Here is a 23649-nt window from a genome sequence, read left to right on the forward strand (position 1 = left end):
CTTCGGCATCAGGCCGTTGATTTCATGGTGCTCGACAGAGGAATTCATTGTGCAGACCACCCGTTTGACACTGATTTGCCATGCGCGAACCGTCTCACAGAAATTGGCGCGTTTTCCTACGAATGAGCCTGTTGAAAATATCCGGTCAGCGTCTGATGCGTTGGCCTCACGTTTCAGTTCCGCCCGCCGTTTGATTTGCGGCCCTGAATTGCGCACCCGCCAGACGGCGGCGTGGTTCGGCGCGGATGCGCAAGTTGACGAGGTGCTGCGTGACTGTGACTGGGGGCGCTGGCACGGCCAGTCGATCAAGGACCTGCAACTTAAACAGGAACAAGCGCTGTACGCCTGGCTCCAGGACCCACACGCCACGCCCCACGGAGGTGAGTCGGTTGCGCATCTGTGTGAGCGAGTGGCGGCATGGCTGGTCAGTTTGCAAACCACGCCGGGACACGTCGTGGCAGTGACCCATCCGTTTATCATCCGCGCCGCGTTGATCCAGATGATGCGCGGCTCGGCCTTTCATGACATCGATGTCGAGCCACTGTCAGTGGTCGAACTGCGTTTCACCGAGCGCTGGCGCCTGCGTCTGCCCAGTCTCGATGATGGAGGCGCTGTCTGATGAAACGACTGCTGGTCATCGGCATTGGCGCTGGCAACCCGGACTACATCACGATGCAAGCGGTGAAGGCGCTGAATCGGGTGGATGTGTTCTTTTTGATGGACAAAGGCCAGAGCAAGGACAAGTTGATGGATCTGCGCCGCGAGATCTGCGAGCGCTACATCACGGATCCCGCCTACCGCTTCGCCCAAGTCCACAGCCCGGAGCGTGAGCGTGGCGACGCGGACTACGCCACCAGCATTGATGATCTGAACCGGGCGAAGCAGCAAATCTTTGCACGGCTGATCAATCAAGAGCTGCTTGACGGCCAGTGCGGCGGTTTTCTGGTGTGGGGCGATCCGGCTTTGTACGACAGTACCGTTCGTATCCTGCGGGCGCTTCTGGCGTGCGGTGCCTGTGAGTTCGAGTTCGAAGTGATTCCCGGCATCACCAGCGTTCAGGCATTGGCAGCGCAGCACAAAGTGCCGTTGAACACAATTGGTCGCTCGATTGAAATCTCCACGGGCCGGCGTTTGGCGGCAGGGCAGGTGAGTGATGCGGACAGTCTGGTGGTCATGCTTGATGCCGAAGATGCCTACCACCGGGTAGCCGATCCGCAGACCGAGATTTACTGGGGGGCTTACCTGGGAACGCCGGATGAAATTCTCATCAGCGGCAAACTCGGGGAGGTCGCGGATCAAATCGAGCAGGTGCGCAAGGCCGCGCGGGCTGAGCATGGGTGGATCATGGATACGTATTTGCTGCGCAAGCCTTAGAGCTTTGCTGGCGGGGCTGACCCGCTGTCGCTCGCGAAAACGGTGTGTCAGTCGCCGGAGATGTTGGCTGGCCGGACGCCTTCGCGAGCAAGCCCGCTCCCACAGGGGGATGGTGGTGGATACGAGATTTGGGTCTGTCCCCGAAACAGGGTGGGAGACAGCGAGCGGATGTCGTGGATCCGCCCGCTGTCTGTATTGCTCTTTATGCGCGTTGCAGTGCCAGAGCGACGCCTTGGCCGCCTCCGATGCACAGGGTCGCCAGGCCCTTTTTCGCATCACGCTTGATCATTTCGTGCAGCAAGGTCACCAGTACGCGGCAACCCGAGGCGCCGATCGGGTGACCCAAGGCGATGGCGCCGCCGTTGACGTTGACCTTGTCCAGATCCCATTGCAGATCCTTGGCCACCGCCAGCGATTGTGCGGCGAACGCTTCGTTGGCTTCGATCAGATCCAGTTGCTCAATCGACCAGCCCGCCTTGTCCAGGCAGCGGCGGGTGGCTGAGACCGGGCCGATGCCCATGATCGCCGGGTCAACACCGGCGTTGGCGTAAGCGGCGATGATCGCCAGCACGGGCAGGCCGAGCGCTTTGGCTTTTTCGGCGCTCATCAGGATCACGGCGGCCGCGCCGTCGTTGAGCGATGAAGCATTGCCGGCGGTGACGCTGCCGTCCTTTTTGAAGGCCGGACGCAGTTTCGCCAGGGATTGGGCAGTGGTTTCGCCGCGTGGCTGTTCATCAACCTTGAACGCGACCGGATCGCCCTTGCGCTGCGGAATCAGGATCGGGGTGATTTCATCAACGAAGCGCCCAGCCTCGATGGCTGCGGCTGCTTTTTGCTGCGAGGCGGCCGCGAAGGCGTCCTGCTGTTCGCGGCTGATGTCGTATTTGTCGACCAGATTCTCGGCAGTGATGCCCATGTGGTAATCGTTGAACGCATCCCACAGGCCATCGCTGATCATGGTGTCGACGATTTGCGCATGACCCATGCGCAGACCGGTGCGTGCGCCCGGCATCACGTAGTTGGACAGGCTCATGTTTTCCTGGCCACCGGCAATGATCACCTCAGCGTCGCCGCAACGGATGGCCTGTGCGCCGAGGTGCAGGGCCTTGAGGCCTGAGCCGCAGACCTTGTTCAGGGTCATGGCCGGCACGGCGTGAGGCAAGCCAGCCTTGATTGCCGCTTGACGCGCCGGGTTTTGGCCGGCGCCGGCCGTCAGCACCTGGCCCATGATCACTTCATCGACCTGCGCCCCGTCCAGCCCGGTCTGTTCGAGCAACTGGCGGATCACCGCCGCGCCCAGATCAACCGCGCTAACGCTGGCCAGAGAGCCCTGGAAACTGCCGATCGCGGTACGCGTGGCGGCAACAATGACGACGTCTTGCATTTTCGAATTCCTCACTGGGCAGCGAACTGCATTTGCGGTACGTGGTCAGGCACGATCAGTTTACCGGCGGTTTTGGCGACGATCTCTTCGACGCTGACGCCCGGCGCACGTTCTTTGAGAATGAACGCACCGTTCTCGATTTCGAGATAGGCGAGGTCGGTCAGCACCCGCTTGATGCACCCGGCACCGGTGAGTGGCAGGCTGCACTTGGACAGCAGTTTGGACTCACCGTCCTTGGAGGCGTGAGTCATGATGACGATGATGTTGTCTGCGCCCGCCACCAGGTCCATGGCGCCGCCCATGCCCTTGACCAGTTTGCCGGGAATCATCCACGAGGCGATGTTGCCTTCAACGTCCACTTCGAACGCGCCCAGAACGGTCAGATCGACATGACCGCCGCGGATCATCGCAAAGGATTCGGCGGAGTTGAAGATCGACGCGCCAATGCGCGCGGTCACGGTTTGTTTGCCGGCGTTGATCATGTCGGCGTCGATGGTTTCTTCTGTCGGAAAAGGTCCCATGCCAAGCAGGCCGTTTTCCGATTGCAGCATGACTTCCATGCCTTCGGGGATGTAGTTGGCGACCAGGGTCGGAATGCCGATGCCAAGGTTCACGTAGTAGCCGTCCTGCATTTCGCGGGCGACGCGCTGAGCCATTTGTTCGCGGGAAAGTGCCATGTTTTTATTCTCCGTCAGCCTGGATTATTTGCGGATGGTGCGCTGTTCGATGCGCTTTTCGAACGTGCCGCAAATGACCCGGTCGACGTAGATGCCCGGTGTGTGGATATGGGCGGGGTCCAGTTCGCCGGGTTCGACGATTTCTTCGACTTCGACCACGGTGATCTTGCCGGCAGTGGCGGCCAGCGGGTTGAAGTTCTGCGCGGTGTGCCGGTAGATGACGTTACCGAAATGGTCGGCTTTCCAGCCTTTGACGATGGCGAAGTCGCCGGTGATGGACTCTTCCATCAGGTACTTGCGACCGTTGAATTCACGCACCTCCTTGCCTTCGGCCACCGGCGTGCCGACGCCCGTGGCGGTGAAGAAGGCCGGAATGCCGGCGCCGCCTGCGCGCATTTTTTCGGCGAGAGTGCCTTGCGGGGTCAGGATGACTTCAATTTCGCCTTTGAGCAGTTGCTCTTCGAACAGCTTGTTTTCGCCGACGTAGGAGGCAACGACTTTGCTGATCTGGCGGTCGGTCAGCAGTACGCCGAGACCAAAGCCATCGACGCCGCAGTTGTTGGACACGACGGTGAGGTCGCGGGTGCCTTTGCGCTTGATCTGGGCGATCAGGTTTTCCGGAATGCCACACAGACCAAAGCCGCCGGCGATGACGGTCATGCCGTCCTCAAGCCCGGCCAGGGCTTCCTCGTAGGAACTCACGCGCTTGTCGAAACCTGCCATATGCACCTCTTTTATTATTTGCGGGCGGCTGGCTAGCCGAATGACTGGAGTGTCTCGCTGAAGGATATATTTGTTAAGTTGATTTTTAAGGTTGATTGATTGATAAAGATCAATAATCCATTGGATTCTGATACGGAAGCATAGCGTTCATGACCATCAAGCAGATCCGCGCCTTCCTCGCCGTGGCCCAAAGCCTGAGTTTTGCCGTCGCCTGCGAGCGGTTGCACCTGTCGCAATCGGCGCTGAGCCTGACCATCAAAGCCTTGGAAGAGGGGCTCGGTGGGCGTCTGTTCAGCCGCAACACCCGCAATGTGGCGCTGACGGCGGAGGGTGAATCCTTGCTGCCGCTGGCCCGGCGCCTGATTGCCGACTGGGACAACGCCGAAGACGAAATGCGCCAACGGTTCAGCCTGCAACGCGGGCGAGTCACGCTGGCGGCGATGCCGTCGTTTGCCGGAAATCTGCTGCCGCCGATCCTCAAGACCTTTCGGGCGCGGTATCCGAACGTCAGCGTCACGGTCAACGACGTGATCAACGAGCAAGTATTGGAAATGGTCCGCGACCGGCAAGTGGAGTTGGGCGTGGCGTTCGAACCGATGCAGAACACCTCGATGACATTTACACCGCTCTATATGGATCGGTTTGTGGCGGTGGTCTCGCAGGAGTCACCGCTGGCCGCACGCACCGAGATTGACTGGCAGACCTTGTTGCTCGAGCCGTTCATTACCTTGCAGCGGCCGTCGACCGTGCGGGTGATGCTCGAAGAACATTTGCAGGCTCGCGGCATGAAGCTACCGGTGGAATTCGAAAGCCATCAACTGTCGACGGTCGGGCGGATGGTTGCCAGTGGGCTGGGAGTCAGTGCGGTGCCGGCGTTGTGTGCCGAGCAGATGCAGGAACTGGGGGCCCGGTGCCTGACGTTGAATGACTCGGTGGAACGGGCGATTGGCGTTTTGACCGAACCGGGCAATGAACTGTCGGCGGCGGCGCAGGCGTTGTTCGATATTTTGAGGGAAAAATACTGACCCTGTGGAAGCGGGCTGTGCGTGTTCAGGTGGTCAGGCGCTGTGTCAGTAGGGGCAAAAGTTGCTCGCACGACCCTTCAACCTTCAGATCCAGTAATTCATCCGCCCGGGTCTTGCCCAGGTTGATCGCCAGCAACGGCTTGCCGCGATCCGCGATGACCCGGCACAGGCGAAACGCCGAATAGGCCATCAACGAAGAACCCACCACGAGCATTCCTGCCGCATTTCGCGCCGCTGTCATGGCCCGTTCCGCCGTGTGTTGCGCGACGTTCTCACCGAAAAACACCACGTCCGGTTTCATTCGCTCCCCTGCGCAATGAGGGCAAAGCGGTACCTGAAAACGTGCTTCGAACGCCGGGTCGAGCAGGGTATCGCCGTCCGGCGCCTGCACCGCATCGACGCCGGCCAGGTACGGGTTGTGCATTTCCATCAACCGCTGTATCGCATCGCGCTCACTTCGCTGTCCGCAATCGAGGCACAGCACCCGATGCAAGCTGCCGTGCAATTCGATGACGTCAGGACTGCCGGCCTGATCGTGCAAGGTGTCGACATTCTGCGTAATCAAGCCGCTGATCCGCCCCTGCGTCTGCAAATGGGCCAGCGCTTCGAGCGCCGCATTCGGTCGCGCCTGGCGCACGCGCGGCCAGCCGAGCATCGCCCGCGCCCAATAGCGGCGGCGTGATTCTGGGGCGGCGAGAAATTCCTGATACATCATCGGCTGGCGTCCACGGCGCACACCGTCACTGTCGCGGTAATCCGGGATACCCGACGGCGTGCTGATGCCGGCGCCGGTCAGTACCAGAAAGTTGCCTTCGGCCATCGCTTGTTGCAGCGTGTCGAAGTGTTCGCGGATCGGGCTGTCGAGCATGGTCAGCGCTCCGGGGAGGACGGTGCCAGCAGGTTAGCACGCGATACGCGCTGCTTACTTGCGCGCCTCCAGAATCAGGTTGAACGGCGTTTGCGTCGCTCGTCGGAACCGCTTGAAGCCAGCCTCGGCAAACACTTTGCGCAGACGCACTTCACCGGCCTGCGCACCGAGGCCCAGGCCAACCTCCTGGGACAGGGAGTTCGGGGTGCAAATGAACGTCGATGCGGCATAAAACAAACGCCCGACCGCGTTGATGTTGTCGTCCAGCGTGTCATTGGCAAACGGTTCGACCAGTAACACCGTGCCGTCGTCTTTTAACGCGTCGTAGGCATGGCGTGCGGCGCCGACCGGGTCGCCCATGTCGTGCAGGCAGTCGAAATAGCAGATCAGGTCGTAGTCATTGGCAGGGTAACTTTTTGCCGAGCCCTCGAAGAATTTCGCCCGGCTGCTGACACCACCTTCTTCGGCGCGTTGGGAGGCGACGGTGATCGACGGTGCGTGATAGTCGTAGCCGACGAAGCGCGAATTGGGAAACGCCTGAGCCATGATCACCGTCGAGGCGCCGTGGCCGCAGCCGATGTCGGCGACTTTCGCACCGGTCTCGAGCTTGGGGACCACACCGTCCAGGGCCGGTAACCATTCGGCGATCAAGTGACCTTTATAGCCGGGGCGGAAGAAGCGTTCCGTGCCGGTGAACATGCACGGATGATGATCACCCCAGGGCAGGGCGCCGTTACTGCGCATGGCTTTGACCAGTTTGTCCTTGTCATGGAAAAACGACGCTACCACCCCGAGGCCGCCAGCGATGTACACCGGCGAGTCTTCGACGGCCAGCGCCTGGGCCTGTTCTTCCGGTAAGCGGAACTGGCCGTCGTGGTGCTCCATGTAGCCGGAGGCGGCGTGCGCGCTGAGCCATTCGCGTACCAGACGCGGGTTGCAGCGGGTTTTTGTGGCGAGGGTTTCGGGGCTGATCGGCTGACTGTCGGCCATCGCCCGGTAGAGCCCGAGTTCTTCGCCGACGATGACATTGGCCAGCATCGCCGCGCCGCCCATGTCGTTGACCAGTTTGCCCATGAAGTCGTTGAGTCGGGCCTCGTCCATCAGGTGTGCTCCTGAAACAGGATCACAGTCCGGCGGCGTTGAGGGTCGAGGCATGCGCCACCGGGCGGTGGTCATGGAAACGGGCAGGGCACAGCCTGAGTCCTGCGTCCCCCTCGACTGGGTACTGTTTGAGTCTAGCTGCGTTTGCGAGACTGACACTGAACAAACAGGTCGGTTAATGGTTGGGGTGAGGGCAGTGACCGACGTCGCCTGATTCAGGTCTCGGTCAACCACCGGGGAGGGTACGGGTGTTGGCGGTAGAAATGGCGGAGTTGTTCACTGTCACGTTCGAACCAATGGTTCAGCCATTGGCAATAGTGCGTTGGCGCCGATGCTTGCAACGCCGGTTGGCGAAGGCAATCGAACACGGCTTGCGCTGCCTGCATGCCCGTCATCAAGGCTTTGAGTACGCCATGTGAAGAGGCCGGATCGAGCACGCTGGCGGCATCGCCCACCATGAAATATCCGGTGCCGGCCGCTGCGGTGCTGATCCGCCAGGTCACGTCGGCACCGCGAATCGGGCCGATAGGTGGCAGTGTTTGCAGTGCCTGGGGAAGCATTCGGCTAACGTCTTTTTGTGGGGCTGAACGGGGTGTTTCGAAGTCCAGGTGTGTCCAGTGCAGCCGTTGTTTCTGGACTTGCGCAATCCATGTCCAGCCTCTGGCATGGGCCAGCAAGTGCGGCGCGGTTTCATAAGGCGCGATACAGCCTTGCAGATAGCCGTAGCGAGCCACCATTGGCGGTGAACACACTTGGGTTTTGAGGTGGAGCTGGCGACTCAACCAACTCGCTGCTCCGCTGGCATCGATCAGGCAGGAGGTAGAAAACGGCCCGTGAGTGGTAGTCAGCCCAACGATGCGATTGTCCTGTTTGAGGACGTGCTGGGCCTGACATGGTTGGTGCACAGTCACCCCGAGCTCTTCGGCCTGGCGCAACAATGTCGCATCCAGTTGCGCTCTGGCCATTTGAAAACCCCGCCATGGACCGTGTTCATCGCTACCCAAAGCGTGGAAACGCGCCGGCCCGTTCCATTGCACCCAGTGGCCGGCAAAGCGCATGGCTTGCTGATGTAACAACAGCGTATTCACGCCCAGTTGTTGCAGAAGCGGTTCAATGCCCGGGTGCAGGCTCTCACCGGGGCGAAACCTTGGGAAGCGCTGACGTTCGATCAGTGCCACACGCAAGCCGCGCTGGGCGCAACTGATTGCTGCGGCACATCCGGCAGGGCCGGCGCCGACCACTACCACATCAAAGCATTTCAACAGCAATCTGCCATGGCGTGTCTTCGCGCTTGATCAGGATTGCTTCGGCGCTGACGAGAAAAGTCACCTGCTGCTTGACCTCGACATTGCGCAACTTGAAGTCACCTTCCGGCGTCCAGATAGCGCCGCGTTCAAACATCAAGTAGCGATGAATCCAGCCGTGAAGCGTGATGCCGGTTTGCTGCTGCGCGGCGTCCACTTCGCCATTGGGCTGCTTCACTTCGAGGAAGGACAACACCGGCCACCTGTTGCGCAGCGGTTTGTCATTGGCGGCGCCGAGCACGGTGTACACCCGATACATCGACAGTACGCGGTTTTCATACGCCGATTGTGAGGTGCTGCCGGTCTGTTGCACGCAGAAGCGGTGATCGAGGGCCACTTGTGTGTAATCGGCATGGGCGTAGGCACGGTACTGAACGATCACACGATCCTCGTGCGGTATCAGCCGGGGGGGTGGCTGGTTATCCCAGGCCATGCCACCCTCCTGGCCGATTTCCTGATCGGTCAGTGGGATAACGGTGTGCAGGCTTGAGCGCGGCTCGAAGATACGCGCCGAATCTGGCGCCACCCCTGGCCAGAAAGAGCCCAGAGCCGCACAGATTTTGGCGTCTTCGGGAAAAGGGCTCGCCATCTGATAACCGGCGAGGATGTTGATCCAGGCATCGTCCGCGCCACGCTGGCGAACCCAGCCTACTTCCCATCCAGGGCCGAAAACCCCGGCCGCGCCATCGGGCAGCGAGGTTGGGCGCGAGACGGCGGACGCTGTCTGGCGCGGGTGCGAAGACCCTGTTTCAGTCGGCAGGGCGACAATCGCCGTAACACCGCGGTCCAGCGGTGAGAACACCTGGTCTTTCAAGTCCAGATTGGCGCAGTAACGGACGTTGGATAACGCCTCCAGTCGAGCGTGCCAGATATCCGGTGCGGGGAAGACGGGTTGCTCATCCGCCCAGTGCAACAGCTTGCGCTGGGTGCACAGCGGGAAAAAATCCGGAGGGCCGATCACCGAATACGCCGCCACCGTTGGCAAAAGCTTCTCGAGAACCTCGCATCGCGCTCGAACCCAGCCATCCGCCGTACCGTCGTGGTAGTGCAGTGCTTGATACCCGCCCAGACGAACCCGTTCTTCCACACCTTCGTGGTCGTTCAGGTCGACGATGCTGCCGTCCGCTTCGACCTTGTGACGACCATGCACCATGCCGGAGGTGTTGGGCGGCAGCAGAAAGGACAGCGGCTGCCCCTCAAACTCGACCGGCTCGACCAGTCGGGGCCTGACCTGTGGCAGCAGCAGGCCGGGTCCCAGATCCGTGGTGTTCGCCCAGTCGGCCAGCCCCTCGGTGATGACAAAGGGCGGCCGACTGATCTCGGGTTCCTGCCAACCGGTGCCGGTGTGACGCAAATGAATGTGCCGCAGTTTTTCGTTGATCTGATGGTTGTCCAGCCTCAACGTCAAATCCATGTCGGCCAGACACTCCGGGCCATTGAATACCTTGTGCAACGGCACCCAGAAGTCCAGCCCGGGGTCGACATCCGCCTGGAAGTCCATCGGCCCGAAGCGCTCGGCGTCGCCCTTGAGTTGCATGGCGATGTAGGCGCTGTAGCGTACAGGCATTACCCGGATGCCATGTGCGTCTTCATGCACGGAAGGCATAAAGCTGCGCAATCTGGCGTCATAAAGCGCGGGGTCGGTGCCCACACGGGCAATGCCCGTGCGAGAGAAGCACAGGTCTGCATGCTCGCCTTTGACGGTGTCGCCAGCGCAGCGATATTCACTGGCAAACGCGACTAGCGCCAATGGCGCACCCTGAGCCCGCTGTTGCAGGTCATCGAGTGTTGGCGGGCGGATGCCGTAGACATAGTCCAGAACGCTCTCAACTTCGCCTGCGGTTGGAAAAATCTGCAGCGCTTTTCCGGTTTCGTCGAGCGTGACTTGTGGCGAGGCCAGTGCGTGATAAAGCAGGCTGCGGGCCGGTGCCGCAGCTTCAATCGCACGACTGCCGCCAGAGGAGAAATCCGCAAAGCCGGCCAGCGAGCGGTCGACGGTCAGTGGTTTTTTCAGTTCGGCATCCAGCGGCACGGCGAGAATATCCAGGCCATGCGCCAGCATCAGCGAATGCCAGCCACCTGGCGCCAGACGTGTACACACTTGGGTGACGGATTCCAGCAGTGTCATGGTGCCTCCCGGTAAGTTTGTGCCGCACCGCCACCCAGACGTTCACCGTCGAGGGCGATCAGGCAGGCCTCGTCACCGTTGCCTTGGCCTTCAGGAAAGGTGGCGCGGTGGTGCAGGTGCCGAGCTAGCCAATCGAGACGCCGTGACATCGCTTCAGTCCATTGCGAAGGTGATTGAGCATCAGAAACCGATCCTTGAATGCTGGCAAGGCCGAAGGTGTTTCAATGCCTTGACAGATTCCCACCACTCATCGGCAAAGCCCCTGTTTTGCTGGCTTGCCGGACGATCGGCAAAGACGTCGGACAGGCTCGGCGCGATAGTAGTCGAGCCGGGCGGCTGTAGGCCCTGCCAATGAATCCGAACAACAATAAGAACGCGAGGTTGCCATGCCGAAATTCGTGATTGAACGCGAGATTCCAGGGGCCGGTAAGCTGTCGGAGCAAGAACTCAAAGCCGTGTCGCAAACGTCCTGTCAGGCGTTGCGCGAACTCGGGCCTCAGGTGCAGTGGCTGCAAAGCTATGTCACGGCCGACAAAATCTACTGCGTGTACATCGCCCGCGATGAAGCACAGGTGCGCGAGCACGCCAGGCTCGGTGGATTCCCGGCCAACAGCGTGGCGCGGGTAGTGACGGTTATCGACCCGACCACCGCCGAATGATGCCGGTACTCACTTCTAGCGGAGTTCGACTTCATGGGTAACCCGATTGATCTGACTGCTTTGAAGGAACGCCAAAAAGTCGCTTGGGCCAGTGGTGATTACGCCGTGATCGGCACCACGTTGCAAATCGTTGGCGAGAACCTCGCTGAGGCCTGCGACCTGCGCTGCGATGAAGCCGTGCTGGATGTTGCTGCCGGCAACGGCAATGCGACGCTGGCGGCGGCACGCCGGGGCTGTCTGGTGACCTCGACCGATTACGTCGCGGCACTGCTTGAACGTGGACAGGATCGCGCCCGGGCCGAGCATCTGGAGGTGACGTTTCAGGTCGCTGACGCTGAAGCATTGCCGTTCGCCGACGGCAGTTTTGCCGCGGTGCTGTCGACATTCGGGGTCATGTTCGCTCCTGATCAAGCCAAGGCCGGCGCCGAACTGGCGCGGGTCTGTTGCCGGGGCGGGCGGATCGGCCTGGCGAACTGGACGCCGGAAGGCTTCGTTGGCCAAATGTTCAAAACCCTGGGCCGCCATCTGCCACCGCCAGCGATTGCCCAGTCGCCGTCAAACTGGGGCACGGAGGCGTGGCTGCACCAGCACTTCGATGATCACGATTTTGTGGTGCAGGTGACTCGCCGAACCTTCAATTTTCGCTATCGCTCGGCGGCGCACTTCATCGACATCTTTCGCCATTGGTATGGGCCGATGCACAAAGCGTTCGCAGCGCTACCGCCGCAAAGCTGTCAGGCGCTGGAGAGTGATCTGGCGGATTTGCTCAACCGGTCGAATCGGGCGGGGGAGGACTCGCTGGTGGTGCCGAGTGAGTATCTGGAAGTGGTCATTACCAAACGCTAGTCCGCGTTCAAGCGACTTCCCCTGTGGGAGCGTGCTTGCTTGCGAATACGGTAAATCAGTCGAAACATCTTGGACTGACCCACCACATCCGCGGGCAAGCCCGCGCCCACCGTGTGCAATGGCTTATTTCACAGGGGATCGATCCAGCCACTCCAGCGCCGTCCGCCAGATACAGATCCCCAGAAAGTAAGCCGACATCAGCAGCCACAAAGCCATCACCATCGGATTGATCACCGGGTGATTGAGCACCAGTGACAGGCTGCACAGCAGCCAGATTGCCGTCACCGCAATGTTGATCGGCATGAACCGGCGTACGCGAAACGGGTGCAGGAATTTCATCCGCGTCACCGTCAGCAGCGCCAGACCGATCACGGTCACCAAGGTGATCCACGGGCCGGGGCCGATTATGTAAAGGCACAGAGCAACCACATTCCACGCGGCGGGGAAACCGACGAAATAGTTGTCCTTGCTCTTCATGTTTACGTTGCAGAAACAGAACAGCGACGACACCAGAATCAGCGACACCGTCAGCAGCAGCGTGTAATCGGGCAGGGGAATATAGCGATAGATAAACAGTGCCGGAATGAAGACGTACGTCAGGTAATCGATCACCAGGTCAAGGATCGAACCGTCGAAGCTGGGCAACACTGATTGCACATTGACCTTGCGTGCGAGCGCGCCGTCGAGGCCGTCGACGATCAGCGCCACACCCAGCCACATCAGGCAATGGGTTGGCTGATTTTCCAGCAGCGCAAGGGTGGCCAGGAACGCGGTGACCACGCCGGTCGCGGTAAAACCATGGGCGCCCCAGGCCTTGAGCCTGGCAAGGTGGACGGTCGATATCACGGGGGCGTTCTCCAGAAAGTGAAGCAAGCCGGGTACCACCCTCGGGCAAAGGGCGCCGGCAAACCGGGTCGGGGTTGCAGCTATCGACCGGTCTGGCCGGGATAAGGTTCACCCTCCTTGAATCTTAGCTGGCCGCGGAAAAAATACGCGGGCGAAATCTGCCAGCGTATTTGGCAGCAGCCCAACGGTGTTGGCGCAATGGCCGCAGCGGTCTATCGTTGCCAGACGCAGTCAATCCCTATGCCTGAGGACGACGTCATGAACACCAGTGATTTGCTTGAACAACTGCTGCGAGGCCGAGCCTCGGCGGGACAACAAAGTGGCACCTCGGCCGATGATGGTCTGGGTGGCCTCGGTGGGTTGCTGGGCGGTCTGCTTGGCGGCGCGGACTCCTCGGGTACCCGCGCAGGCTCAGCGGCCGGCGGGCTTGGCGGGTTGGGCGGTTTGCTCGGTGGCTTGCTGGGGAGCGGTGGCGCTGGTGGTTTGGGCGGCGCATTGGGTGGCGCGCTGGGTGCAGGGGGCGGTACTCAAAGCCGTTCCGGCGGCACCCGTTACGCTGCGCTGGCGTCGCTGGGGATGATGGCGTACCAGGCGTATCAAGCCTGGCAACGCAGCCAGGCCAGCGCCGCGCCATCACAAACGCCACAAACGGCCAACCTGCTCGCCGGGCCAGACATTGAAGAGCACAGCCATGCCGTGCTCCGCGCACTGATCGCGGCAGCCAAGGCTGACGGGCGCATCGACGAAGCTGAAAAACGAATGATCGGCAGCGAAATCGGCAAACACACCGATGATCCGCAATTGCAGCAATGGCTGGATGCCGAAGTCGCCAAACCACTGGATGCCGCTGAAGTGGCCCAGTCAGCGCAGGGCGATCCGGCAGTGGCCGCCGAAATGTACCTGGCCAGCGTGATGCTGGTGGACGATCAGCAAGACGCCGAACGCCGTTATCTGGACGAACTGGCGGCGGCGTTGCAGATCGATCCCGATTTGCAGGTGCACCTGGAGCAGCAGGCCAAGGGTGTGGCCTGACGCACAATCAATAGACCAAAGCCAAATCCGGTCCCGCCCAGATGCATAAACGGGGCGGCATGAAGCTACGATCAGGTGTCGCGCAGCAAGTCGTGGGCGTTGAGCAGTTCGAAAGCGATTTGCGGGTGACTCTCCAACCCCCGGCGAATCGCCGCCGGGATTGCCTGCCGGGTCTTGCGGCACAGGCCGGGTAATTCATCGATGTGAATGGCGATGCCGCGCATGGTCCGCACTTCGTTGAAACCGGGCACGACCTCGACGCGGATACCCAGTTGCTCATACATGCGTTGTTGCAGGTGCTTGAGATCGGCAAGGTCTTTGAGCCTTTCCAGTCGCGCGAGCAAGCGTTTTTCTTCCTCGCGGGTCAGGCGCAGGATGCGCAAATCCGAGCCGGGCGTCTCCAGCAACGGATCGCGCCCGCAAATGCAGGCGCCGGGCGGGCAGGGTGAGCGCAACGGCGCAGAAGTCGTCATGGCCTCCATGATAGAGGCCGGCGGACAATTTTGCCTATGCGCTGTCAGGTGCCATCCATCGGCCGCTTCATCCCAGGCAGCTACTGATTCAGGCCTTCGTAATGCACCAGAATCGCGTTGGCGAGGTCTTCATCGCTGGCGTTGATGCCTGGATTGTCCTGGCGAACCTGTTGCAGCACCGACTCAAGATAAACCCCACGAATGGCCCCGCCACTGGCGACAAATGCAGACAAGTCGTCACGGGCCGGAATCACCATTTTGTGATCCTTGAAGGTCGAGTACAGCGACGCGGAGACACCTGCCGAGGTGGCGACATCACCCGCATCAACGCGGGCCAGCGCCGAACCGACGGGCAGGCACAAAAGTAAAGAAGAAATGAGGACTGACTTGCGCATGACGGTATTCCTCCACAAGCGCGAAGCAAAAGGGAAGTACTACATAGTGTGAGAGGGGCGCAGTGGGAGGGAGTTCCGTGCGGTGAACAATCCTGAGCGTTTGCCAGTGTTTTTCATCGGCCTCGTCAGTTGGCAGCGTGCTGGCTGCATTCGCGCGCAAATAGGCTTAACTCAAACCCTGACGAGCGCATTTACGCGTGCCCGGGGAGGACTGGAAAGTGTCGATCAAACTGCGTTTGGTGTTGCTGATTGCGACCAGCCTGCTGACAGCCTTGATCGTGAGTCTGGTCAGTTACATCGGCAACCTGCGAATGGCGTCGGCGGTCAGCGACAATGCCGTCAGCATGAGTGCGCTGCGTAACCACATGGAGGCCGACATGATGCACGACGCCCTGCGCGCCGATGTCTATTCGGCAATGCTGGTGGGGTTGGGCAAAAGTGCCGACACGGCGGCCGAAGTGCGCGATTCGATCAATGAACATGCCGGGCATTTTCGTGAGGTGCTCGATGAGAACCTCAAATTGCCGATCAACCCGACCCTGCGTAGCGCACTGGAGCAGGTCAAACCGAGTCTCGATACGTACATCAACGCGGGTGAGCGGATTGTCGGGTTGGCGCTCGACAGCCCGGATGCGGCGCAGCAGGAACTCGGGACGTTCAACACGGCGTTCAGTCAGCTCGAAACGCAAATGGCGGCTTTAAGCGAGCTGATCGAAACCAATACCCGGCAAACCGCCGAGGGCACCGAGGCGGCGATCCGCAACGCCAATCTCGCGCTCGCAGCGGTGCTGGTTGCCAGTCTGTTGTTGCTGCTGGTGCAGGGGCGCTGGGTGATGTTGAGCATCACGGGGCCACTGAAATCCGCCAGCCGTATCGCCGAAAGTATCGCCCACGGCAACCTCAGCGAGCCGATTGCCGAACCGACCGGCAAGGACGAGGCCAGTGCCTTGATCCGAACGCTGGCGACCATGCAGCGGGATCTACGCGACATGATTGATGTGGTGCGGCGCAACGCCCACGGCGTCAGCGGCATGAGCGAGAAGTTGAGCCACGGCTGTCATCAGGTCGCCGACAGCAGCCAGCAACAAAGTGTCGCCGCGGGGACCATGGCCGCAGCGGCCAGCCAGATGACCGCAAGCATCGAGGAAATCACTCGTCATGCCCAACGCGCACTGGGCATGGCCAATCAGGCCGAAGCCCTGGCCAAGGAGGGGGGCGGTGTGATTCATCAAGTGGTCAGTGACATGGACGACATCGCCCGCTCTGCGCAGCAGTCGGCGCAGGTCATCCGCACCCTGGATCAGGACTCCGAGGGCATCTTCAATATCATCCAGGTGATCAAGAGTATTGCCGATCAGACCAATCTGTTGGCGCTCAACGCCGCAATCGAAGCCGCTCGGGCAGGCGAACAGGGCAGGGGCTTTGCGGTGGTGGCTGACGAAGTGCGCAACCTTGCTGCCCGGACCAGCGCCTCCACCCAGGAAATCGCCACAATGGTTGCGCGCATCCAGCACAGCACCCGTGAGGCGGTCAGCAGCATGGAGGCCGGTGTGGCTCAGGTCGATAAGGGGATGGCGGTGACGGCCGATGTCGAGCGCGCGATCCGCGAGATCCTTGAGGCGACGTTGAGCACCACGCAACTGGTCAACGACATAACCCGCACCATTGGCGAGCAAAGCCAGGCCAGCAATGAGATTGCCCATCAAGTGGAAATGATTGCGGGAATGTCCGAGGGCAATAGCCGGGTGATCGGGCAAACCGCCGACACCACGGATGAACTGTCGACGCTGGCGGGACAATTGGCGCAGTCGGTGGATCGGTTTCGGTTATGACAGTGGGGTAGAGCCCTGCCCGTGAGGTGGCTGGACTGACGCCCTCGCGGGCAAGCCCGCTCCCACAGGGTTTTGCTGTGTCAACACGGGCGTATTCACAACATCAACACCTGAACGCCCGCGCCCCACCCACAATCACTGGCCCTCACCGGTGTCATGTTCAGTATCAGACGGCCGATAAGTCCCTGAGCACAAAAGACTATCAAGTCAGGAACAGACGCCCGGGTTTGCCCTGACGTGATATTCTGCGCGCCGACTTGGTTTGACCTTATTCAGTTTGCTTGCCTTCGGGCGGGCTGACGGAATCCCTGTCGCTCAAGTAGCTGAAGCCAATAATGATAAAAAGTCAGTTCAGAAGGGACATTAACTGAGGTCGATGCAGCATGTCGGCCTTGTGTGCCCACCCGTCAAAATTGAAGTGTGCCGGAATCTGCGACGCCAGCCTGAGCGTCATCAAAGCGGATCGCATGCAGATAACAGCGGCGGGCGGAAGGCGTTTTATCATAGGTGCAACGGATGTTTAAGAAAGTGAACACAGCCTTGCTAGGGCTGGCTTTGTCGATGGGGCTGTCGTCCGCTCAGGCGGAAGAGGCAAAGAAAGTTGATGTGCTGTTGATCGGCGGCGGCATCATGAGCACCACGCTGGGTGTGTGGATCAACGAGCTGGAACCAAGCTGGTCGATGGAAATGGTCGAGCGTCTTGACGGCGTCGCCCTGGAAAGCTCCAACGGCTGGAACAACGCCGGTACCGGTCACTCGGCTCTGGCTGAGCTGAACTACACCCCGGAAGATGAAACCGGCAAAGTAGTGATTCCCAAAGCGGTCGAGATCAACGAAGCGTTCCAGATCTCCCGTCAGTTCTGGGCCTGGCAGGTTCAGCAAGGTGTGCTGAAGAACCCTCGTTCGTTCATCAACACCACGCCGCACATGAGCTTCGTGTGGGGCGATGACAACATCAAGTTCCTGAAAAAGCGCTACGAAGCCCTGCAAGCAAGCCCGCTGTTCGCCGGCATGCAGTACTCCGAAGACCCGGCTGTGATCAAGAAGTGGGTCCCGCTGATGATGGAAGGGCGTGACCCGAACCAGAAAATCGCGGCCACCTGGAGCCCGCTGGGTACCGACATGAACTTCGGTGAAATCACCCGCCAGTTCGCTGCGCACCTGCAGACCAAGCCTAACTTCGATCTGAAACTGTCGAGCGAAGTCGAGGACATCACCAAGAATGCCGATGGCACCTGGCGCGTCAGCTACAAAAACCTGAAAGACGGCACCAAAACCGAAACCGACGCCAAGTTCGTGTTCATCGGCGCCGGCGGTGGTGCACTGCACCTGCTGCAGAAGTCGGGCATTCCAGAAGCCAAGGAGTATGGCGGCTTCCCGGTGGGTGGTTCGTTCCTCGTGACTGAAAACCCGACCATCGCCGAGCAACACTTGGCCAAGGCCTACGGTAAAGCGTCGGTTGGCTCTCCGCCAATGTCCGTGCCGCACCTGGACACCCGTGTCCTGGACGGCAAACGCGTCCTGCTGTTTGGCCCGTTCGCCACCTTCAGCACCAAGTTCCTGAAAGAAGGTTCGTACCTGGACCTGCTGACCAGCACCACGACCCACAACATCTGGCCGATGACCAAGGTCGGCATCAAGGAATACCCGCTGGTCGAGTACCTTGCTGGCCAACTGATGCTGTCGGATGAAGACCGCATGAACTCGCTGAAGGAATACTTCCCGAACGCCAAAGCCGAAGACTGGCGCCTGTGGCAAGCCGGCCAACGCGTGCAAATCATCAAGCGTGATGAAGCCGCTGGCGGCGTGCTGAAACTGGGCACCGAAATCGTTGCTGCACAAGACGGCTCCATCGCCGGCCTGCTGGGCGCATCGCCAGGCGCGTCGACCGCTGCACCGATCATGTTGAGCGTGCTGCAGAAAGTCTTCAAAGACAAAGTCGCCACCCCAGAATGGCAAACCAAGCTGCACCAGATCGTTCCAAGCTACGGCACTCAGCTGAACAGCGATCCAGCCAAAGTGGCTGCAGAGTGGGCTTACACCGCCAAGATCCTCGAACTGCCGACGCCTCCAGTGATCGGTCAGGCTGTGGCTCCGGCTGCAGAGGCTGCCGCTGACAAGGCTGCTGCACCGAAGGAAAACGCTGCACGTGACATGGCTCTGTAACTAGAACCCTGACACACAAAGCCCACTGAACCGGCGACGGTCAGTGGGTTTTTTTGTGGTCCAAACCTTTAACTGCCGCCGGGTTGTTGTGTGCTCAGGCTTTTGCGGTTGCCAGATACGCCCCAACCCGCCGTCCCATCTCTTCGCCCAACGCCTGCAACCCACTCAACGGTCGCACCATCACTTCAAACTCGACAATCTTCCCGTGTTCATCGAAACGAATCATGTCGATGCCTTTGAGCTCTTTAGCGCCAACCTTGGCACTGAACTCCAGAATCACGTTCAGCCCATCCGCGGTCGCCAGTTCTCGGTGATATTCAAAGTCTTCGAACACCTCGAACACTGTGTTGAGAATCATCGCCACCACCGGTGCGCCGGGGTAGGGCGTGTGCGCCATCGGCGAGCGGAACACGGCTTGCGGATCAAGCAGTCCGGGCAGCGCACTCAAGTCGCCGGTGCGAATCATCTCGTGCCAACTTCGCAGGGATTCGGCGACATTGGGTTGCAAGTTCAGGTCAGTCATTTGCACTCCTGGATTTTTGTTGTTCTTCATGCGACGGCAATGACTCTAGATCAACCATGACGAAACGGGACCTTTGTGTGCCGATCTGAATGTCGGTTAATCGCTCAAACGGATCAGATCTTCATCTGATCCGTATTTTTCTGCTTTATCTGCCTCTGTAACCAGCTCAGTCATCCGCTCAAAATGCCCCGGCAGTTCGGGCACTCGCGACAGTCCTTCATCCCGAAGCGTCCAGTGCACCGCAAACTCAGCATTGAGGAGAGCAACATGAACAAGATGGCGTTTTTTCTGGGTGGATTTTTGGTACTGACCATTCTGATCGGCCTGCTCGCGACAATTTCTCCGATCTGAGCCATGCGCTTCAAATGACGGCCACAGGTGTGCTGCGCCAATCGTGCTTAAATGCTGCGCCTCACACCTGGCAGATTCACGATCCTGACTTGCCCTGACGGCGCTCAATACCGTCGGGGTTGCCAATGTCCAGCAACCTTCTTTCCACTAATACATTCTCAAGTGCCTGACGCTCGACCGGCGCCATCTGGTGTTCGCGTTTTTTCAGTTCCAGCAGGATCGGGCTGGACCAGGTGCGGTAGGTCTGTTCGAAGTTGGGGCGCGATGTCATCAGTCTCTCCTTGATCAAGAGCCCGGTGTGGCTGGCAGGGGCTCTGTCCGATGCGGGAGTAACTTTAGTCGAGAAATCGGGAAGCGGCTAATGCACCTGCTTTTTTGGGAGCTGGCTTGCCAGCGATAGCGGTGGGTCAGTTGACATTGCTTTGACTGACAGTCCGCCATCGCTGGTAAGCCAGCTCCTACAGGATTACTCGGTGGGCACAAGGCCAATCGTCAACATTCATCAACTGCTGCACGCCTTCCCACGCCTCCGTGCGCATGTGTTCGATATCCAGCCCCGGAATCACGCCGTTGTCCATCACCACCACACGGCCGCCGACCAGGCTGTATTTCACCGTGATCGGTTCGCCCGCCACCACGGGTGCGACGCCGCTACCGAGGCGCGCATTGCTCACCGGGCAGTGGGATATGCCAGTGCCGGTCTGCGCGAGCAGGCGGATTTCGCCGGGTTGCAGGTGCACGGCGTGGGCAAACCAGACGTCGGGGCCGAGCCATTCGTGTTCGGCGACGAACTCTACGGGCAGGCAGTTGTATTTTTCGCGGCAGAAATTCACGTAGTTCTGCGTTTCGGACAAGTGCGTGTGCAGGTGCAAACCGAGCCCGCGTGCGGTATGGGCCAGTTCACGCAGCAAGGTCGGTGGCAGCGAGAAAGTCGGCGTAGTTGGCGCGATCACCACACGGCGCATCGCATCCGGCGTGTTCTGGTGATACAGCGATTTCAGTCGCTCGATGTCGCCGACCATTTGCTCAAGGCTTTCCGGTTGCAGCGCGGTTTTCGAGAGGCCCGGATGAGCGCTGGCTGACTCCAGTGCACCGCCTCGGCACAGCACAAAGCGTAGACCGAACTCATCTGCCAGATCTAACAGCAAGTCACCGGTCTCGGTGCTGCCGTGGGCGTGATAAAGGTAGTGGTGATCGGCGCAGGTGGTGACGCCGCACAGCAGCAACTCGACCATGCCTGACCTTGCAGCGATCCTTGCCAACTGCGGCGTGAACCGGTTCAAACGCGGGTAGGGCACGCGGGCCGCGCAGACCGGTCATCACCGCGAGCGGATTTTTAATCAGGATGTTTTGAAGTTGAGTCATGGGCAGGCTCCAGTCAGAGGATGTGCGAGGCAGATTTACCGGCGGTGGTTTCGGGCGCGCTGACGCCATTGAGCGCGGCATTGAGCAGCACCGACACCAGGCAGGCGGTGACCACGCTGCTGTGCAGGAACGGCTGCGACCATTCGGGTAATTGTTTGAACAGGGTGGGCGCGAGCACCGGCACCAGGGCGGCGATGGTGAAACCGACGATCAGCACGTTGTAGCGATTTCCCCACCATCCATCGAACCTGCTGAGCAACACCACCAAACGTGATTTAATAGCCGCCTTTCACGGTTCCGGGACACGGGAGCAACGTGATCCGCGCGACCTGCGCGGCACCCGCCACCCACCCCCATCGCCCTTAAGTCGTTCTCACATAAGGCAGTCATGGATACGGGTTCTCGACTCAAACTAGTACGCGAAAGCTACAAACTCTCCCAGCGCGAGCTGGCCCGGCGTAGCGGCGTGACCAATGCCACCATCTCCCTGATCGAACAGAATCGCGTCAGTCCTTCCGTCAGCTCACTGAAAAAGCTGCTCGAAGGCATCCCGATGTCCCTGGCCGACTTCTTCACCTTCGACCAGCCCCCACGCGAACACCAATACGTCTTCCGCGCCAACGAACAACCCGACCTCGGCCGCCACGGCCTGCGCCTGCTGCTGATCGGAGCCTCGGTCCCAAGCCGCCAGATGCGCCTGCTGCGCGAGCAATACGCACCGGGCGCGAGCTCCGGGGAAGAGCCGATTGTTCACGCGGAAGGTGAAGAGTGTGGGCTTGTTACGCGCGGGACTGTTGAGTTGACGGTGGATGGGTCGGTGAGTGTTTTGAATGCCGGGGATGGGTATTACTTTCCGACGACGTTGCCGCATAAGTTCCGGAATATCGGGGCGGATGAGGCTGAGATAATTAGTGCGAATACGCCTGCTAACTTTTGATTGGTGTAAGTGTTCAATTTTTGTGAGTTTTGAATGATCCGATACCTGTTTGGGTGTCGGATTTTTTTTGCTCGTGTATCGATTTTTATGGGTGGCCCTTATTAGGGTTTATTTGTTTTTTAGGGCTTTTTTAGGCGCTAGGAAAATTTCGTAGGATGATTCGCATAGCGGTGTAAGGAAAGTATGAGTGTGTAATGATGATGTTTTTTGTGTGGCGCTCGATGGTTTGTGAGTATGTATATTGTTAGACGTTTTTTGTGTTTTTGGGATCAAAGTGTGGGCTGTGCATTCTGAATGCTAGCAATATAGGCTAAGGTGGTTCTTGTTGATGGGGATTTTAGTAAAGGTGTATGTTGTTATAAAGCTGTGTTTCGCAAGTTTCGCTATTTCGGCTTTTTATGCAGTATTGTTGGTGTATGAATTTGAAAAAATGCTCCAGCTAGATGAATTTGTCGGGTATATTGTCAGGGCTGTGTTATTTGTTTTCTTGTTGATTTTGAATTTTCGTTATTTGTTTTTCGAATTGATTCTTAAAGTTCTTCAGCGCCCTTTTCTTATTCGGAAAACCCCGTGGCTGGTTGTCTGTTGTTTTAGCTTCATGTCTTCTGTGTTCTGCGCGGAGGTAGCTATTCAGATGTATGATCTTGTCGTTGGCGAGTCGCCCATGTTTTCAAACTTTTATCGCGGAATTGTTGGGGGCTCGGGATTTGTGATTGCCTACATTTTTCTCCATAAACGTTCAATGAAATCTGTCTGAATACTATTTGGTGTCTGGGGCGTCTTTGATATTTTTGATCGTAATCATGTCGGCCAGTATTTCAAGTGAAAGTGCTAGCTTTCCCGCGCTTTTAAATGCGCGCTCATAATTTAAGGGGTCTCGGTTGAAAAGCTCTATCGAGCCAGTCTTGCGGACAGGAAAAAAAACTCCTATTCCCGAAAGGCTGAGGTCTACAAGGTAATAGCGTGTATTTCCGGTGGAAGTGTCGCCAGAAATAGCTTGGTAACCTTTTCGGATAGGTCCCACTAACGCTGGCTCGGTCGGGCCATTGTAGATATTTCCTACCCCTTCATAAACGTTGTTTGCGCCATGCGCATAATAAAGTACACCTAATGGCATGGCTCCACCGCGCGTGCTCGCAATTACGATAGCGCCTGTTTGAATCTGCATAATCCCCGCCGCAGCACCCACACCGTTCTGGGCGTAGAACAATGTTTTATTTGATAAGTCGGCGTGTTCCTCTTTAAGTGCTTGCAACCCTTGCTTGGCACTAACAATGCCATCATTAACTGCCCCGATAACTTTATTCGCAAAACCAACAACAATCTCGCTAAATCTTAGTTGCGCGAAGCTGTCGTACAATTGGGTTGCGCCTAAATGGCACCCAAAGGCAATAAGGTCTGAAGCGGCATGGGTAACGTCGTTGATGTCACACGAATCCTCATTCATCTTCATTTCCCCAATGGCTAAAACCGCACGTGCCCGCCTGTAGGTGTGTCCAACTGATTTCGCGATAAGCCCCCGGTGTCAGGATAGTTGTCGCCTCTCCGGTTTTTCCAAAAAAAGCATATCGGGGGCGGAAAGAGACTGGTCGTGCCGTACTATTCACCTGAACGCAGAGCCGCATTACTTAAGATGCTGC

26 protein-coding genes and 2 pseudogenes are annotated in these 23649 nt (G+C 59.1%); 11 read left to right on the forward strand and 17 right to left on the reverse strand.

Annotation, left to right across the window (positions count from 1 at the left end; translation table 11 throughout):
* Positions 1-49 precede the first annotated feature (49 nt).
* Both AACY18_RS26065 and cobF read left to right on the forward strand, forming a co-directional pair.
* Entirely contained in the window at positions 50-619 is a 570-nt protein-coding gene (locus AACY18_RS26065; protein ID WP_339433925.1) for a histidine phosphatase family protein, read from the forward strand.
* Positions 619-1374, forward strand: a complete 756-nt coding sequence (gene cobF / locus AACY18_RS26070) for a precorrin-6A synthase (deacetylating) (RefSeq protein ID WP_339466577.1) — start codon at positions 619-621, stop codon at positions 1372-1374. Before AACY18_RS26065 ends, cobF begins: the two co-directional genes overlap by 1 nt.
* A 202-nt stretch (positions 1375-1576) precedes the next feature.
* On the opposite strand, the gene AACY18_RS26075 is transcribed toward cobF, so the two are convergent.
* Genes AACY18_RS26075 through AACY18_RS26085 form a run of 3 tightly spaced genes read right to left on the reverse strand, consistent with a single transcriptional unit; the run spans position 1577 to position 4158 of the window.
* Positions 1577-2758, reverse strand: coding sequence for an acetyl-CoA C-acetyltransferase (locus AACY18_RS26075; RefSeq protein WP_339466579.1), 1182 nt, complete (start codon positions 2756-2758; stop codon positions 1577-1579).
* An 11-nt stretch (positions 2759-2769) separates the two neighbouring features.
* Positions 2770-3435: a CoA transferase subunit B gene (locus AACY18_RS26080; protein WP_339433922.1), complete on the reverse strand. Its 666-nt coding sequence runs from the start codon at positions 3433-3435 to the stop codon at positions 2770-2772.
* A 24-nt stretch (positions 3436-3459) separates the two neighbouring features.
* Positions 3460-4158, reverse strand: a complete 699-nt coding sequence (locus AACY18_RS26085) for a CoA transferase subunit A (RefSeq protein ID WP_339433921.1) — start codon at positions 4156-4158, stop codon at positions 3460-3462.
* A gap of 149 nt (positions 4159-4307) precedes the next feature.
* Between AACY18_RS26085 and AACY18_RS26090 the strand changes: the two genes are divergently transcribed.
* Positions 4308-5183, forward strand: a complete 876-nt coding sequence (locus AACY18_RS26090; protein WP_339433920.1) for a LysR family transcriptional regulator — start codon at positions 4308-4310, stop codon at positions 5181-5183.
* 25 nt (positions 5184-5208) lie between these two features.
* Here AACY18_RS26090 and AACY18_RS26095 read toward each other — a convergent pair whose 3' ends face one another.
* From AACY18_RS26095 to AACY18_RS26115, 5 genes are all read right to left on the reverse strand, one after another.
* Positions 5209-6051: an NAD-dependent protein deacetylase gene (locus AACY18_RS26095; protein ID WP_339466581.1), complete on the reverse strand. Its 843-nt coding sequence runs from the start codon at positions 6049-6051 to the stop codon at positions 5209-5211.
* Between the two features lie 54 nt (positions 6052-6105).
* Entirely contained in the window at positions 6106-7152 is a 1047-nt protein-coding gene (locus AACY18_RS26100) for a class I SAM-dependent methyltransferase (RefSeq protein ID WP_339466583.1), read from the reverse strand.
* A gap of 215 nt (positions 7153-7367) precedes the next feature.
* Positions 7368-8414, reverse strand: coding sequence for an NAD(P)/FAD-dependent oxidoreductase (locus tag AACY18_RS26105; RefSeq protein WP_339466585.1), 1047 nt, complete (start codon positions 8412-8414; stop codon positions 7368-7370).
* Positions 8401-10584: a hypothetical protein gene (locus tag AACY18_RS26110; protein WP_339466586.1), complete on the reverse strand. Its 2184-nt coding sequence runs from the start codon at positions 10582-10584 to the stop codon at positions 8401-8403. The genes AACY18_RS26105 and AACY18_RS26110 overlap by 14 nt, the downstream gene beginning before the upstream one ends.
* Positions 10581-10733 carry a hypothetical protein gene (locus AACY18_RS26115; protein ID WP_339466589.1) on the reverse strand — a complete coding sequence of 51 codons (153 nt, stop codon included), beginning with the start codon at positions 10731-10733 and terminating at the stop codon, positions 10581-10583. Before AACY18_RS26115 ends, AACY18_RS26110 begins: the two co-directional genes overlap by 4 nt.
* Positions 10734-10970: 237 nt before the next feature.
* Here AACY18_RS26115 and AACY18_RS26120 point away from each other — a divergent pair, with 237 nt between their 5' ends.
* Both AACY18_RS26120 and AACY18_RS26125 read left to right on the forward strand, forming a co-directional pair.
* Positions 10971-11243 (forward strand): DUF4242 domain-containing protein, encoded by a 273-nt coding sequence (locus tag AACY18_RS26120; RefSeq protein ID WP_339466590.1) that lies wholly within the window; start codon positions 10971-10973, stop codon positions 11241-11243.
* A 33-nt stretch (positions 11244-11276) separates the two neighbouring features.
* On the forward strand, positions 11277-12089 hold the full coding sequence (locus AACY18_RS26125) for a class I SAM-dependent methyltransferase (protein WP_339433913.1): 813 nt from the start codon (positions 11277-11279) through the stop codon (positions 12087-12089).
* A gap of 123 nt (positions 12090-12212) precedes the next feature.
* On the opposite strand, the gene pcsA is transcribed toward AACY18_RS26125, so the two are convergent.
* Entirely contained in the window at positions 12213-12935 is a 723-nt protein-coding gene (gene pcsA, locus AACY18_RS26130; protein WP_221733809.1) for a phosphatidylcholine synthase, read from the reverse strand.
* A gap of 258 nt (positions 12936-13193) precedes the next feature.
* On the opposite strand from pcsA, the gene AACY18_RS26135 reads away from it, so the two are divergent.
* Positions 13194-13967, forward strand: a complete 774-nt coding sequence (locus AACY18_RS26135) for a tellurite resistance TerB family protein (protein ID WP_339466591.1) — start codon at positions 13194-13196, stop codon at positions 13965-13967.
* Between the two features lie 71 nt (positions 13968-14038).
* Here the strand turns inward: AACY18_RS26135 and AACY18_RS26140 are convergent, their stop codons facing one another.
* A complete protein-coding gene (locus tag AACY18_RS26140; protein ID WP_339433911.1) occupies positions 14039-14440 on the reverse strand; it encodes a hypothetical protein in 402 nt (133 codons plus the stop codon).
* Between the two features lie 80 nt (positions 14441-14520).
* Positions 14521-14835, reverse strand: a complete 315-nt coding sequence (locus tag AACY18_RS26145; protein ID WP_221733806.1) for a DUF2388 domain-containing protein — start codon at positions 14833-14835, stop codon at positions 14521-14523.
* Positions 14836-15053: 218 nt separating this feature from the next.
* Here AACY18_RS26145 and AACY18_RS28205 point away from each other — a divergent pair.
* The 3 genes and pseudogenes from AACY18_RS28205 to mqo all read left to right on the forward strand — a co-directional run.
* Positions 15054-15812 (forward strand): annotated as a pseudogene (locus AACY18_RS28205) (MCP four helix bundle domain-containing protein); the annotation flags it as partial.
* A 129-nt stretch (positions 15813-15941) separates the two neighbouring features.
* Positions 15942-16667 carry a methyl-accepting chemotaxis protein gene (locus AACY18_RS28210; RefSeq protein ID WP_445261489.1) on the forward strand — a complete coding sequence of 242 codons (726 nt, stop codon included), beginning with the start codon at positions 15942-15944 and terminating at the stop codon, positions 16665-16667.
* A 516-nt stretch (positions 16668-17183) separates the two neighbouring features.
* On the forward strand, positions 17184-18833 hold the full coding sequence (gene mqo, locus AACY18_RS26155) for a malate dehydrogenase (quinone) (protein WP_339433908.1): 1650 nt from the start codon (positions 17184-17186) through the stop codon (positions 18831-18833).
* A gap of 94 nt (positions 18834-18927) precedes the next feature.
* Here mqo and AACY18_RS26160 read toward each other — a convergent pair whose 3' ends face one another.
* The 5 genes and pseudogenes from AACY18_RS26160 to AACY18_RS26180 all read right to left on the reverse strand — a co-directional run bounded on the left by AACY18_RS26160 (position 18928) and on the right by AACY18_RS26180 (position 21331).
* Positions 18928-19356, reverse strand: coding sequence for a nuclear transport factor 2 family protein (locus tag AACY18_RS26160; protein ID WP_339433907.1), 429 nt, complete (start codon positions 19354-19356; stop codon positions 18928-18930).
* A gap of 96 nt (positions 19357-19452) precedes the next feature.
* Entirely contained in the window at positions 19453-19833 is a 381-nt protein-coding gene (locus AACY18_RS26165; protein WP_339466594.1) for a hypothetical protein, read from the reverse strand.
* Positions 19784-19978: a hypothetical protein gene (locus AACY18_RS26170; protein ID WP_221733894.1), complete on the reverse strand. Its 195-nt coding sequence runs from the start codon at positions 19976-19978 to the stop codon at positions 19784-19786. The genes AACY18_RS26165 and AACY18_RS26170 overlap by 50 nt, the downstream gene beginning before the upstream one ends.
* 187 nt (positions 19979-20165) lie before the next feature.
* Positions 20166-21011: pseudogene (locus AACY18_RS26175) on the reverse strand (amidohydrolase family protein); the annotation flags it as partial.
* Between the two features lie 74 nt (positions 21012-21085).
* A complete protein-coding gene (locus AACY18_RS26180) occupies positions 21086-21331 on the reverse strand; it encodes a hypothetical protein (RefSeq protein ID WP_339466596.1) in 246 nt (81 codons plus the stop codon).
* A 129-nt stretch (positions 21332-21460) separates the two neighbouring features.
* Here AACY18_RS26180 and AACY18_RS26185 point away from each other — a divergent pair, with 129 nt between their 5' ends.
* Both AACY18_RS26185 and AACY18_RS26190 read left to right on the forward strand, forming a co-directional pair.
* Positions 21461-22009, forward strand: coding sequence for a cupin domain-containing protein (locus AACY18_RS26185; protein WP_007950154.1), 549 nt, complete (start codon positions 21461-21463; stop codon positions 22007-22009).
* A gap of 328 nt (positions 22010-22337) precedes the next feature.
* Positions 22338-22766 carry a hypothetical protein gene (locus tag AACY18_RS26190; RefSeq protein ID WP_339433904.1) on the forward strand — a complete coding sequence of 143 codons (429 nt, stop codon included), beginning with the start codon at positions 22338-22340 and terminating at the stop codon, positions 22764-22766.
* Between the two features lie 3 nt (positions 22767-22769).
* Here the strand turns inward: AACY18_RS26190 and AACY18_RS26195 are convergent, their stop codons facing one another.
* Positions 22770-23456, reverse strand: a complete 687-nt coding sequence (locus AACY18_RS26195; protein ID WP_339466597.1) for a DUF4225 domain-containing protein — start codon at positions 23454-23456, stop codon at positions 22770-22772.
* Between the last annotated feature and the right edge of the window lie 193 nt (positions 23457-23649).

The organism is Pseudomonas sp. EA_65y_Pfl2_P74, from assembly GCF_963970575.1.
GTDB classification, from domain to species: Bacteria; Pseudomonadota; Gammaproteobacteria; order Pseudomonadales; family Pseudomonadaceae; genus Aquipseudomonas; species Aquipseudomonas baetica_A.

Coding starts and splice junctions, on each gene's coding strand:
- AACY18_RS26115 (WP_339466589.1), bottom strand. CDS start 10,733: ATGTCACGGCGTCTCGATTGGCTAGCTCGGCACCTGCACCACCGCGCC.
- AACY18_RS26085 (WP_339433921.1), bottom strand. CDS start 4,158: ATGGCAGGTTTCGACAAGCGCGTGAGTTCCTACGAGGAAGCCCTGGCC.
- AACY18_RS26160 (WP_339433907.1), bottom strand. CDS start 19,356: ATGACTGACCTGAACTTGCAACCCAATGTCGCCGAATCCCTGCGAAGT.
- AACY18_RS26140 (WP_339433911.1), bottom strand. CDS start 14,440: ATGACGACTTCTGCGCCGTTGCGCTCACCCTGCCCGCCCGGCGCCTGC.
- AACY18_RS26185 (WP_007950154.1), top strand. CDS start 21,461: ATGGATACGGGTTCTCGACTCAAACTAGTACGCGAAAGCTACAAACTC.
- AACY18_RS26125 (WP_339433913.1), top strand. CDS start 11,277: ATGGGTAACCCGATTGATCTGACTGCTTTGAAGGAACGCCAAAAAGTC.
- AACY18_RS26100 (WP_339466583.1), bottom strand. CDS start 7,152: ATGGACGAGGCCCGACTCAACGACTTCATGGGCAAACTGGTCAACGAC.
- AACY18_RS26135 (WP_339466591.1), top strand. CDS start 13,194: ATGAACACCAGTGATTTGCTTGAACAACTGCTGCGAGGCCGAGCCTCG.
- AACY18_RS26190 (WP_339433904.1), top strand. CDS start 22,338: ATGGGGATTTTAGTAAAGGTGTATGTTGTTATAAAGCTGTGTTTCGCA.
- AACY18_RS26120 (WP_339466590.1), top strand. CDS start 10,971: ATGCCGAAATTCGTGATTGAACGCGAGATTCCAGGGGCCGGTAAGCTG.
- cobF (WP_339466577.1), top strand. CDS start 619: ATGAAACGACTGCTGGTCATCGGCATTGGCGCTGGCAACCCGGACTAC.
- AACY18_RS26075 (WP_339466579.1), bottom strand. CDS start 2,758: ATGCAAGACGTCGTCATTGTTGCCGCCACGCGTACCGCGATCGGCAGT.
- AACY18_RS26170 (WP_221733894.1), bottom strand. CDS start 19,978: ATGACATCGCGCCCCAACTTCGAACAGACCTACCGCACCTGGTCCAGC.
- AACY18_RS26145 (WP_221733806.1), bottom strand. CDS start 14,835: ATGCGCAAGTCAGTCCTCATTTCTTCTTTACTTTTGTGCCTGCCCGTC.
- AACY18_RS26080 (WP_339433922.1), bottom strand. CDS start 3,435: ATGGCACTTTCCCGCGAACAAATGGCTCAGCGCGTCGCCCGCGAAATG.
- AACY18_RS26090 (WP_339433920.1), top strand. CDS start 4,308: ATGACCATCAAGCAGATCCGCGCCTTCCTCGCCGTGGCCCAAAGCCTG.
- AACY18_RS26095 (WP_339466581.1), bottom strand. CDS start 6,051: ATGCTCGACAGCCCGATCCGCGAACACTTCGACACGCTGCAACAAGCG.
- mqo (WP_339433908.1), top strand. CDS start 17,184: ATGTTTAAGAAAGTGAACACAGCCTTGCTAGGGCTGGCTTTGTCGATG.
- AACY18_RS28210 (WP_445261489.1), top strand. CDS start 15,942: ATGGCCGCAGCGGCCAGCCAGATGACCGCAAGCATCGAGGAAATCACT.
- AACY18_RS26195 (WP_339466597.1), bottom strand. CDS start 23,456: ATGAATGAGGATTCGTGTGACATCAACGACGTTACCCATGCCGCTTCA.
- AACY18_RS26110 (WP_339466586.1), bottom strand. CDS start 10,584: ATGACACTGCTGGAATCCGTCACCCAAGTGTGTACACGTCTGGCGCCA.